This window comes from Ruminococcus bicirculans (ex Wegman et al. 2014) (assembly GCF_000723465.1).
In the GTDB taxonomy this organism is placed as follows: Bacteria; Bacillota; Clostridia; order Oscillospirales; family Ruminococcaceae; genus Hominimerdicola; species Hominimerdicola aceti.
Map to the genome: position 1 here is coordinate 2,074,647 of NZ_HF545616.1, position 12,345 is coordinate 2,086,991.

The 12,345-nt window shown below is 46.0% G+C and carries 12 protein-coding genes; 10 read left to right on the forward strand and 2 right to left on the reverse strand.

Annotated elements, in window-relative coordinates; genetic code table 11:
- Positions 1-142 precede the first annotated feature (142 nt).
- Positions 143-1,105 carry an agmatinase gene (gene speB / locus RBI_RS09630; protein WP_022286952.1) on the reverse strand — a complete coding sequence of 321 codons (963 nt, stop codon included), beginning with the start codon at positions 1,103-1,105 and terminating at the stop codon, positions 143-145.
- 499 nt (positions 1,106-1,604) lie between these two features.
- Here speB and RBI_RS09635 point away from each other — a divergent pair, with 499 nt between their 5' ends.
- From RBI_RS09635 to RBI_RS09670, 8 genes are read left to right on the forward strand one after another with little or no spacing between them, the layout of a single operon-like run.
- On the forward strand, positions 1,605-2,015 hold the full coding sequence (locus RBI_RS09635; protein ID WP_038672604.1) for a hypothetical protein: 411 nt from the start codon (positions 1,605-1,607) through the stop codon (positions 2,013-2,015).
- Complete coding sequence (locus RBI_RS09640; RefSeq protein WP_038672606.1) at positions 2,012-2,329, forward strand: hypothetical protein; 318 nt, start codon at positions 2,012-2,014, stop codon at positions 2,327-2,329. Before RBI_RS09635 ends, RBI_RS09640 begins: the two co-directional genes overlap by 4 nt.
- A 33-nt stretch (positions 2,330-2,362) precedes the next feature.
- Positions 2,363-3,043 (forward strand): urease subunit gamma, encoded by a 681-nt coding sequence (ureA, locus tag RBI_RS09645; RefSeq protein WP_038672608.1) that lies wholly within the window; start codon positions 2,363-2,365, stop codon positions 3,041-3,043.
- Between the two features lie 3 nt (positions 3,044-3,046).
- Complete coding sequence (gene ureC, locus RBI_RS09650; protein WP_038672610.1) at positions 3,047-4,759, forward strand: urease subunit alpha; 1,713 nt, start codon at positions 3,047-3,049, stop codon at positions 4,757-4,759.
- Positions 4,760-4,774: 15 nt separating this feature from the next.
- Positions 4,775-5,263 carry an urease accessory protein UreE gene (locus tag RBI_RS09655; protein WP_051706758.1) on the forward strand — a complete coding sequence of 163 codons (489 nt, stop codon included), beginning with the start codon at positions 4,775-4,777 and terminating at the stop codon, positions 5,261-5,263.
- 16 nt (positions 5,264-5,279) lie between these two features.
- On the forward strand, positions 5,280-5,954 hold the full coding sequence (locus RBI_RS09660) for an urease accessory protein UreF (protein WP_038672612.1): 675 nt from the start codon (positions 5,280-5,282) through the stop codon (positions 5,952-5,954).
- A gap of 36 nt (positions 5,955-5,990) precedes the next feature.
- Positions 5,991-6,602 carry an urease accessory protein UreG gene (ureG, locus tag RBI_RS09665; protein WP_002851818.1) on the forward strand — a complete coding sequence of 204 codons (612 nt, stop codon included), beginning with the start codon at positions 5,991-5,993 and terminating at the stop codon, positions 6,600-6,602.
- Entirely contained in the window at positions 6,599-7,366 is a 768-nt protein-coding gene (locus RBI_RS09670; protein WP_038672614.1) for an urease accessory protein UreD, read from the forward strand. Before ureG ends, RBI_RS09670 begins: the two co-directional genes overlap by 4 nt.
- A gap of 84 nt (positions 7,367-7,450) precedes the next feature.
- On the opposite strand, the gene RBI_RS09675 is transcribed toward RBI_RS09670, so the two are convergent.
- Positions 7,451-7,918, reverse strand: a complete 468-nt coding sequence (locus RBI_RS09675) for a DUF7832 domain-containing protein (protein ID WP_038672616.1) — start codon at positions 7,916-7,918, stop codon at positions 7,451-7,453.
- A gap of 190 nt (positions 7,919-8,108) precedes the next feature.
- Here RBI_RS09675 and RBI_RS09680 point away from each other — a divergent pair, with 190 nt between their 5' ends.
- A complete protein-coding gene (locus tag RBI_RS09680; RefSeq protein ID WP_022286958.1) occupies positions 8,109-10,388 on the forward strand; it encodes a glycoside hydrolase family 95 protein in 2,280 nt (759 codons plus the stop codon).
- 30 nt (positions 10,389-10,418) lie between these two features.
- Positions 10,419-12,131 (forward strand): glycosyl hydrolase, encoded by a 1,713-nt coding sequence (locus RBI_RS09685; protein WP_038672618.1) that lies wholly within the window; start codon positions 10,419-10,421, stop codon positions 12,129-12,131.
- Positions 12,132-12,345 lie beyond the last annotated feature (214 nt).

Consider the following 12,345-nt stretch of genomic DNA (forward strand, 5'->3'; position numbering starts at 1 on the left):
CGCTTTTCATAACTGATTCCAACCTTTCACTTACTTTTCTAAATAATTCGGAGCGCTGACAAGCCAGACACCCTAGTGCCGCTGTCAACGCTCCGTTGCGTTTGATATTATATTTATTGGAAGGCGAATTATTTTTCTATCTTTATTTTCTCTTGCCGATCTTCTTCTGATAAGCAAGGATAGACATGAACTCAAAAATGATATTTGCGCCCATATAAGCTGTTATCTCTGAGTGGTCATATGGAGGAGCAACTTCTACTACATCAAAGCCTGTGAAGTTCAAATCTTTCAGTGCTCTTATATATTGAAGTGTTTCAAAGGAAGTAAATCCGCCCACTTCAGGAGTACCTGTACCTGGTGCATAAGCCGGGTCAACAAAGTCGATATCGAATGTAAGGAACACCTTATTGTCGCCAACCTTTTCCTTGATGACCTTGAGAAGATCTTCAGGAGAATATGTGTGGAGCTTGTCACCTGGGATAACCGTGAAGCCAAGGTCTGCGGCGATCTTGAAATCGTCAGGATCGTAAAGAGAACCTCTCATGCCGATCTGAACCGACTTCTCAGGATCAATAAGACCTTCCTCCATTGCTCTTCTGAATGGTGTGCCGTGATTGTATTTCTGACCGAAAACCGTATCGCACAGGTCAAGGTGTGAATCGAAATGCACAAGGCTTACCTTTCCATGCTTCTTTGCGATAGCTCTGAGTTCGCCAAGGGTGATAGCGTGGTCGCCGCCAATGCTTATTGGAACTGCACCGCATTCAAGAACACCGTCCAAGGTCTGCTCGATAGCCGCATATGTTTCATGGATATAGTCAGGAATTACAGGAACGTCGCCAAGGTCTGCGCCCTTGAGTGAATCCATAATGTTGACGCCCATTGCAACATTGTTAGGCTTTATCATTGCCGAGATGTTTCTTACACCGTTAGGACCAAATCTTGCGCCTGCTCTGAAAGAAGCGGCGGTATCGAACGGTATACCAACGATAGCGAAATCCAATCCCTCTGCTGAGGTCGCGTGAGGAAGCCTCATGAAATTACCCATATTACAAAAACGAGGAGAGCCTGAGGCACTCGGTGGCTGACAATTGTTGTTGATCATTTGAGGTCACTTTCCTTTCAAAATCACTGAGAAACATATCCGCATGACCGTTCAAGTCATTTCTGAATTGCTCTATGTGCAGAATTATATCACCATTCCTGCAAGTTGTCAAGAGCTAATTTTCAATTTTTCTGAAAATTATTCACTTTGGAATAAGTTTTGTTATCACTCATATAGCGCATTTACGCCATTTCGTCCATATCAAAGTCACAACTATTCATTTTTGAATAGTTTCTTTGTACAAATCTACAAATGACAATAATGCAACATTCAGGTGTCAGACTTTCATTTTGTTCATATCTATTTTTTATTCAAAGCTGAATAAAATAAGAATTTTTCATTAACACTATTGCCAAATAAAAAGCTCTGTGCTATACTGATAATCAAAGCAATGACGCTCTTATAACCGATACGGCAATGCCTGTCGGTTTATAAGGGCGTTGTTTTTTTATTATCACTATGTTAAACTCAGAAAACAATTTTGAAAGGAAGTTTTATTATGGCTTGTTTTTTAGTACCAGCAACAGAAGCGATCGTTACAACTATTGTGGCAAAGGCAGTAAAGTCTCACGAGGCAAAGGCAGAGGAGCAGACAAAGGTCAAAGCTCTTTCGGAGGACAAGCTTCCTCTTTCTAAAAAGATAACAAGGCTCTCAGGCTTTCTGTGGGGCGGCTCAGGACTTTTGGCATTTGAGCATCTGTGGCATGGCGAGATATCTCCGTTCTTCCCATTCCTGACAGCGGCTAACGACCCTTCGGAAATGGCAGTAGCATTCCACGAAATGGCGACTGTCGGAACATCAATGGCTGTTCTTGTGACAGCGGTATGGGCTGTGATGACTGTGGTGTCTGACAAGATACTGAAACGTAAGCCAAAAGAGACTGCAAAGCTGGGCGGTGACGCCGTATGACGCTTCTTATCACACTCATAGCAGCCGTTATCATTACCATAGTATGGTACACATCACCAAAAGCCAGAAAGCTTAAAGTGGGGCTGATGTGCTATATGTACTGGGGCGCATCTATAATGTGGCTCGTGGACGCACTTTTTGAATACAAAGAGCAGGGCGCAGGATATTTCACCCCTGCCACCGCAGACATGATAAACGACAGCTTTTTAGGAATCTGCGTTGTTGCACTCGGCACCGTCGTATGGCTCGGCACTATGCTCATAAGCGACCCTGAGGGAGTAGTAAGAAAAGCCCTTACAGAGAAAAAGCAGTAGATACACTATACTATATAAATAGGAGGAATAATAATGCGACTTGTTCCAAGAGAGCAGGATAAGCTTATGCTCCATTATGCGGGCATGCTTGCCCGTGACCGAAAGGCACAGGGATTAAAGCTAAACTACCCTGAAGCTGTGGCATACATAAGCATGGAAGTAATGGAAAAAGCAAGAGCAGGAGCGTCAGCCGCTGAACTTATGCAATACGGCACAAAGCTTCTTACTGCTGATGACGTTATGGACGGCGTTCCTGAAATGATACGCGAAATACAAATAGAATCCACAATGCCCGACGGCACAAAGCTTGTGACAGTACACAACCCTATCAAGGGTGCAAGCAAGCTTCACCCAGGGGAATTTATCGTTGAGGAAGGCACTGTCAAGCTCAACGAGGGAACAGAAAGCATTGAGCTTACAGTTTCAAACACAGGGGACAGACCTATCCAGACAGGCTCCCACTTCCACTTTTTTGAGGTAAACAAGGCTTTGGAGTTTGACCGCAAGGCGGCTTATGGTATGCGACTTGATATTCCCGCAGGCACAGCGGTAAGATTTGAGCCGGGAGAGAAAAAGACCGTCCGTCTTATACCTATCGGCGGCGACCGCATAGGCTATGGTCTGAATGGTCTTGTAAACGGAAAAATGGACGACGAAAACATCAAGCAGGCAGCCTTTGAAAAGGCTAAAAAGCTTGGCTTCAAGGGGGTGTAGGAAATGATCGAAATATCGAGAAAAGCTTACTGCGATATGTATGGCCCGACAGTTGGCGACAGGGTGCGCTTAGGCGACACTTCTCTTATTGCAGAAGTGGAAAAAGATTTGACAGTTCATGGCGATGAAGCAAAGTTCGGTGGAGGAAAATCTCTCCGTGACGGCATGGGGCAATCCTGCAAAGCCACTGACAAGGAGTGCCTTGACACTGTTATCACAAACGCTCTTATCATCGACAGCACAGGCATCATAAAGGCTGACGTTGGCATAAAGGACGGCAGGATAGCAGGAATAGGCAAAGCAGGCAACCCTGACATCATGAATGGCGTTGACAAAAACATGATAATAGGCGCTTCCACGGAAGCTATCGCAGGCGAGGGACTTATCCTCACCGCTGGCGGACTTGACACGCACATTCATTTTATCTCTCCAACTCAGGTGAGAACAGCCCTTTACAGCGGAATCACCACCATGATAGGCGGTGGTACAGGTCCTGCCGACGGCACCAATGCCACCACCTGTACACCTGGCGAGTTCAATATCCACAGAATGTTGGAAGCCTCAGAAGACCTGCCAATGAATTTCGGCTATCTTTGCAAGGGAAATTCAAGCGACATCACAACTCTTGAGGAGCAGATAAAGGCAGGCTGTATAGGCTTGAAGATACACGAGGACTGGGGCTCTACCCCTGACGTTATCGACCACGCACTTACTGTTGCGGATATGTATGACGTTCAGGCGGCTATCCACACCGACACTCTTAACGAGGGCGGATTTGTTGAAGATACCGTCAATGCTTTCAAGGGCAGGACTATCCACACTTATCACACAGAGGGTGCAGGCGGCGGACACGCTCCTGACATTATCAGAGCGGCGGCGTTCCCGAATGTTCTCCCTTCCTCAACGAACCCTACAATGCCTTACACCGCAAACACTCTTGACGAACATCTTGATATGCTCATGGTGTGTCATCACCTTGACAAAAACGTACCGGAGGACATTGCTTTTGCGGATTCAAGGATACGTCCTGAAACTATTGCCGCAGAGGACGTTTTGCACGATATGGGAATATTCTCAATGATGAGTTCCGACTCTCAGGCAATGGGACGTGTAGGCGAAGTTATCACACGAACATGGCAGACCGCTGACAAAATGAAGAAACAGCGTGGCGCACTCCCCGAGGACAGCGAGCGAAACGACAATTTCAGAATAAAACGCTACATTTCAAAATACACTATCAACCCTGCTATAACCCACGGCGTATCAGAATATGTGGGCTCAGTGGAAGTTGGCAAGGTGGCAGACCTTGTTCTTTGGAATCCTGCATTTTTCGGTGCAAAGCCTGACATGATAATAAAGGGCGGATTTATTTTCGCATCAAAAATGGGCGACGCAAACGCTTCTATCCCTACCCCTCAGCCTGTGTGTTACACAGAAATGTTCGGTGGTCACGGGCTTGCCCTTTCAAGCACCTGTATCACGTTCGTATCAAAATACGCCTACGAGGACGGCATAAAAGAGAAGCTTTGTCTTAAAAGGCAGGTGCTTCCTGTGAAAAACTGCCGAAACATCTCAAAGGCTGATATGGTATACAACAACGTCTGCGGTGATATAAGAGTAGACCCTGAGACCTACACTGTCACAGTTGACGGCGAAGTTATTACCTGCGAGCCTTTTGACGAGCTTGCATTGGCACAGCGTTACTTTATGTTCTAAAGCGAGGAAACAAAAATGATAGCAGAAAAAATATTAGGCAATCTTTCTGAAAGCACCCCCTCTGTAGAAGTAGACACAGTTGAGCTTGATTGGTTTGAAGCCGAGAAAAAGCGCATAAGAAAAACCACCGCAGGAGGACGTGACATAGGCATTGCCATTGACGAAAACCTAAAGGACGGGGATATCATCTATCTTGACGATAAGCTTTGCGTAGCAGTGAAGCTCACAAGATGTCCTCTTATCAAGATAAACGTTCACACTATGCAGGAAATGGGCAGGCTTTGCTTTGAGATAGGCAACAGGCATTTGTCACTTAAAATATCTGAAGACAACGTGCTTATCCCACATGACGAGCCTACAGAAAAGCACCTGAAAAACCTCGGCTTTGAGTGCGAGAACATCATAGGCAGATTTGACGATTTTATCGTCTGCAAAGCTCACGGACACTCACACAGCCACTCCCACGAGCATGGGGAACATCATCACCACGAACATTCACACTAAACGGAGCTGATAAAAAATGACCGATACCGCAGGACTTATGCACATTCTGCAAATATGCGACAGCCTTTTCCCAGTGGGTGCGTTCACGCTTTCAAACGGGCTTGAAACCTACGTTCAGCATGATATCATCACTTCGCCAAAAGGGCTTGAAGAATATCTCCATTCTTACATCTCAGTGCTGCCCTACAATGAGCTTGGTGCGGCGGCAGCGGCATACAATGCAGACGAAAAGGAACTTTGCCGTCTTGATGAGATATACTCTGCGGTGAAAACACCATTTGAGATACGAAGCGGCTCAGAAAAGGTCACAAGGCGTTTTTTCAAAATATGCAACAATGATCGGGAAAGCTTCACAGGGCTTTATAAAAGCCTGACTGAGCAAGGCATATGCAAAGGTCATCAGTGCATCGCCTATGGACTTTATATGCGTGACAATGGCATCGGGCTTTCAGAGGGGCTTGCGGTATACGGCTATTCCATATGCTCCGCCATAGTCACAAACTGCGTGAAGCTTGTACCTCTTAGTCAGCTTGCAGGGCAGAAAATTCTCGGAGAGAGCTTTGAGCTTATATCCTCCGCTTCAGAAGAAGCCCTTTTCACTGATATAAACGATATCGGCATAAGCGGCGCAGGCTTTGACCTGCGTGCAATGCAGCACGAGCGGCTGTATTCAAGACAGTATATGTCATAAGCTATGATTTATATAATATAATAAGGAGTACCAAAAATGAGCTATGTAAAAATAGGCGTAGGCGGACCTGTGGGATCGGGAAAAACCGCACTTATCGAACGCCTTACAAGAGAAATGTCAAAAGAATATTCCATATGCGTTGTAACAAACGATATCTACACCAAAGAGGACGCAGAATTTCTTACAAAAAACTCATGCCTGCCTGCTGACAGGATAGTTGGTGTTGAAACAGGCGGCTGTCCTCACACTGCCATAAGAGAAGACTGCTCAATGAACCTGGAAGCCGTTGACGAAATGGTGAAAAAGCACCCTGACACGCAGATAGTTTTCATTGAAAGCGGCGGCGACAATCTTTCCGCCACGTTCTCCCCTGACCTTGCAGACGCTTCTATCTATGTTATCGACGTTGCACAGGGTGAAAAGATACCAAGAAAAGGCGGCCCTGGCGTGACACGTTCCGACCTGCTTGTTATCAACAAGACAGACCTTGCGCCACTTGTTGGAGCTTCCCTTGAAGTAATGGCTTCCGACTCAAAGCGCATGAGGGGCGACAGACCGTTTCTTTTCACAAATCTCATGAGCCGTGAGGGCGTTTCTCAGGTCATAGACTGGATAAAAAAATCAGTGCTTTTTGAGGATCTGAAATGAACGGCAGACTAAGCCTGTCAACAGCCTTTGACGGACAAAAAAACGTTACTGAGGACTTATATTTCGCTCCCCCTTTCAAGGTGTATTCACCATTTTATGACCAAAAAGGCTGGGCGAAATATATCTCAATGTGTGGCTCAGCAGGAGTATTGGCAGGTGACAAAAACGAGATAAAGCTTTTTGTGGGGGAAAACTGCAAGGTCATTTTCACAGATCAGGGCTATCAAAAGCTTTTCAACACAAACGGCGGCGTATCAAAACAGAGCATAAAGCTTGTTGTGCGCAAAAACGCAAGGCTTTGCTATATGCCCCACCCTATTATGACTTTCACAGGCTGTGAGCATATCTCTATGGGCAAGGTGAACATCACAGAAAGCTCTGAGCTTATTTTCTCTGAGATATACTGCTGTGGCAGAACTGCAATGGGGGAGGAGTTTGGCTTGAAGCGCTTTCGCTCACGCACCGAGATAGCAATTGACGGCAGGGCGGATTTTATCGACAACACTCTTATCGACCCCGCCGCACTGCCCATACGGCAAAAAGGCTTTTTCGAGAGCTTCACCCACACGGGATTTATGTATATCTACACCCCTGACAAGACAATGCTGGAAAGCATTTACCAAGCCGACTACACAGGCGACCCTGACAGCGCACAGCTTTGTGCCACTCACACGGAACGTGGCATAGCCATAAGAGCCTTGGGACGTTCGGGAGAAGAGATTTTTGACGCTTTTCAGAACATTGCAGAAAAAATTCGCACATAAAAACAGCGTATAAAATATTGTTAAACTTTTTATAAATGATAAACAAAACCAGTGAAAGCCTGCTGTGGGCTTACACTGGTTTTGTTATTTCTCACGACAATATTCTTCGTATGCTTCGTCTATAAGAGGTCTCAAGGCGTTGTAGTCATCGTCACCTGATATAAAGCTATAGCACGGCACACACAGATCTTTAGCAGGACAAGTCTTACCATAATCATTAAAATACTGCTTATCGTAATAATTTACCGCAAAGTCACGGACATTGGGTTTTATATCATTCTCACAAAATGCACCGTCCAATATGTGCATAAGATATTCCGCACCGCTCATTTTGCCCTCACGGACCTGCACACAGGATTCCTCGTCACTTTCATCAATAAGCTCGTTAAAACCCCTGTCAATAAGCCACCTTAAAAATAATCCTATATGATTTGACGCCAACAGCCATATTTCTTCCTGCTGTTCCTCCGTGAGCTTGCCCTCAACATTATTTGTTTTCCTATACAGCTTTTCAGTATCGTCCCAATGCCAATCTGCCTTATCTATAGCCATATGCTCTCCCCCTTTTGTTATATACCTTTATTGTATCACAAACTCTCTTTCATGTCAACATTTTCCGAATGCCTCACAAGCACACCCCCTCCCCCCTTGTCAACCCAAACAAAATATGCTATAATATAAGGGATTGTAACCTACAACCATATTAAAATACAGATATATACAGATAACGAAAGGATTAGCTATGGATACTTCCGCACTTCTTTGGTATAAGACCCCTGCAGACGATTGGAACAAAGCACTGCCCCTTGGAAACGGCAGGATAGGCGCAATGGTGTTCTCTCAGCCACTTGAAGAGAGGATTCAGCTCAATGAGGACTCCGTCTGGTCGGGCGGCTTCCGTGAAAGAAATAATAAGTCCGCACTGCCTAATCTCGAAAAAGTGAGAAAACTGCTTTTTGAGGAGAAAATAAACGAGGCTGAAAAAATAATCTATGGCGCTTTCTGTGGCACGCCTGTAAATCAAAGGCACTATATGCCACTTGGCGACATGAACGTTATACATTATAAAGAGAGCGAATGTGACTTCAAGAGCAGAAGCCTTGACCTTAACACCGCTGTCTGCACCACAGAATATGCCATAAACGGCGTTGACTACACAAGAGAAGTGTTTATCTCACAGCCCGATCAGGTGCTTGTTATGCACATAACGGCTTCCGAGAAAAAAGCGATAAGCGTCCGTGTACGCATTGACGGCAGAGATGATTATTTTGATGATAACTCGCCCGTTCATGACAACGATATCCTCTTTTACGGTGGATGTGGCTCAGAGGACGGCATAAACTTTGCCGCTTATATAAAGGTACTCCACAAGGGCGGAAAGGTCTACCCATATGGAAGCTTCATAACCTGTGAGGACTGCGACGAGGTGACTATCCTCCTTGGCGCACAGACAAGCTACCGCTGTGAAGATTACAAGGGACAGGCTGTCTTTGACGTTGAAAGAGCCGAGGAAAAAACCTATGCACAGCTTAAAGCTGACCATATCGCAGACTACAAGTCATACTATGACCGTGCGAATATCTCCCTTTGCGACAACAGCTCAGGTAATTCCACCCTGCCTACAGACGAAAGACTTGCACTTGTGAAAGAGGGCGATCCCGACAACAAGCTTATTGAAATGTATCACAATTTCGGCAGATATCTTCTTATTGCAGCCAGCCGAGAAAAGACCCTGCCTACAAATCTCCAAGGCATTTGGAACAAGGATATGTGGCCTGCTTGGGGCTGTAAATTCACTATCAATATCAATACCGAAATGAACTATTGGTGTGCAGAGAACTGTAATCTCTCAGAGCTTCATATGCCTCTTATCGACCATATCGAGAAGCTCCGTCCAAACGGCAGAAAGACCGCAAGGAATATGTATGGCTGCCGTGGCTTTGTCTGTCACCATAACACCGACATATGGGGCGACACCGCACCGCAGGACTTGTGGATACCCGGAACACAATGGCCAATGGGTGCGGCATGGCTCTGCCTGCACATATGGGAGCATTATCTCTATGTTCAGGACAGAGAGTTTCTCAGCGAGAAATATGACACCCTGAAAGAAGCGGCAGAATTTTTCCTCGACTTCCTTATCGAGGACAAAAAAGGCAGACTTGTTACCTGCCCGTCAGTTTCCCCTGAGAATACCTATCTCACAGCTTCAGGCTCAAAAGGCTCTATCTGCATAGGTCCGTCTATGGACAGCCAGATAATCTATGAGCTTTTCACTGCCGTTGCGGAAGCTTCAAAAATACTTGAAACTGACGGAGGTTTCAGAAAGAAAGTCCTTGAAGCCAGAGACAGACTTCCTGCACCTGAGATAGGCAAATACGGTCAGATAATGGAATGGGCAGAGGACTATGACGAGGTAGAGCCTGGTCACAGGCACATCTCACAGCTTTTCGCACTCTATCCTGCTGACATCATAACAATGCGAAAGACCCCTGAGCTTGCCAAAGCCGCAAGGACTACCCTTGAAAGACGTCTTTCACACGGTGGCGGACACACAGGCTGGTCAAGGGCATGGATAATAAACCACTGGGCAAGACTTTTTGACGGCGAAAAAGTGTACGAAAATGTTATAGCACTTCTTTCAAATTCCACAAGCGAGAATATGTTCGATATGCACCCGCCTTTCCAGATAGACGGAAACTTCGGTGGCACAGCCGGTATCACGGAGGCACTTTTGCAAAGCGAGAACGGCGAGATAATTCTCCTGCCTGCGCTGCCGAAAGAATGGTCGGAGGGCAGCTTCAAAGGACTTTGTGCAAGAGGCGGCTTTGTTATCGACCTTGAGTGGAAAGACTCAAAGATAACAGCCTGCCACATTCACTCAAGGTGCGGAAAGAAGTGCAGGATAGTGTGTGACAGTGTAAAGGTACACACTGCAAGCAGCGAGGTACAGACCTTGTACACAGACGGCGCAGCAGAGTTTGACACGGAAACAGGTAAAACATACACGCTCACATTCTGAGCAAAAGACAAAATTTGAGAGGATATTGAAATGAGACATTATCGGATAATGGCAGCGGCTGTTGCAGCAATTTGCACGCTGTCAGGCTGCGGAGTGCAGATAGGCAGAAACGAGAGCATGACCGCCCCCGAAAAAACATCTGTTGTAACCACAACAAAGAAACAGACAAACGATGACAGCAAGGCTGACGAGCAGGCTTTAAAAAGCTATGAAGAAACAAAGATAGTGGCAAACGCCATACCTTATGTGAAGTTTTCAAAAAGCGTTGAAGCCGAAACAGGCTCAGTTTCAGGCAAGGCGAAAGTAAAAAGCGACCGCAAGGGCTACAAGGGCAAGGGTTATGTGACGAACATTTCCGCTGAGGAAGATTGGTCAAGAGAGATCGAGCTTACCGACTCACAGTATTATAACCTTACCATAACAGTGGCTTCCGATGTGCCGTGCGTGAACGGCATAGCTGTGAACGGCAAAAAGCTTCAGGATTTCTCAGCCAGCGGCTCGGGCAAGTTTGAAAAGGTGACTTTCAAGAACATCTACATAGAAAAAGGCAAGACGGCAATATCCGTTATCCCTGTGGACGGCGGACTTGACGTTGACTGCCTGACCCTCACCGCAAGCGAGGATATATCAAAACTTGACCTTACTATATCAAAGCCTGCTCTTTCAAACAAAGACTCCGACTACAACGCAAAAGCGCTTTATCAGTATCTTTGCGAAAGCTACGGCAAGCAGGTGCTTTTGGGTCAGCATGACACCATCGGCACATCTGCTGAAACAGACATGATATACAAAACCACAGGAAAATACCCTGCAATACGTTTTGGCGACCTTATGCTTGCCACTGAAAAGGACAGCATCACCACCGACACCGAGATGAACATCGCCATGGATTGGGCTTCAAAGGACGGCATAGTGGGCTATATGTGGCACTGGGCTGCCCCTGACGACAAGCGTGAATATTATGCCGACCAGACGGATTTTGACATCAAAAAGGCAGTTACAAAGGAAAATATCGCAGAACTCAGCCTTGAGGATATCAAAAAGCTTCAAAAGGACGGCAAGGTAAGCAAAGAATGTGTTGCTGTCGTTCAGGATATCGACACCGTATCTGAGAAACTCTCCACCCTCCGTGATGAGGGAATAGCAGTGCTTTGGCGACCGCTCCACGAGGCCAGCAACGGCGATTTCTGGTGGGGCAATGACAAGGAAGCCTACAAATGGCTTTGGAAGCTTATGTACGAGCGTCAGACGAAATACCACAAGCTGAACAATCTCATATGGGTATGGTCAGCACAGAATGCCGATTGGTATGTGGGCGACGAATACTGCGACGTGCTTTCCTGCGATGTTTATGACGACGGCAATAAGGACGCACAGGTGAACATAATGCTTTTCCTGCAAAGCATATCAAAGAACAAGCCTATTGCAATGAGCGAATGTGGAAGCTTCCCTGACATACAGAGCATTGCAGACGAAAAAGCCATGTGGGCGTTCATAGGTCAATGGGGCGGAAATTATCTTATGACCGATGACGGCAAGCTTGCTGAAGAAAACAACACCGCCGCCGAGCTTATCAAGACGTATAACAACAATCTCACTCTAACAAGGGATAAGCTCCCCGACTTCACCCACCTTGCAAGTTCCATAAAGGACACGGAAGAAAAATCCGCTGAGAGCAAAAAGAATGATAGCTCAAAGGCTGACAGCAAGACGAAGAAAGAAAATACTTCTAAAGCAGAATAGAAAAAGACCGCTGAGAGAGTTCTCAGCGGCATTTTTATACCCTATTTATCTTTCAACGCCTCAGAAAGCGTCCGCCAGCCAAGCATTGCACACTTTACTCTCGCAGGCATATGGGAAATATCCCTGTGCGCAGAAGCTTCTTCAAGGCTGTCTAGGAATTTTCAGCAAACAATTATTCTAAACTAACTCGCATAAAGTGATGATAACAAAAAAA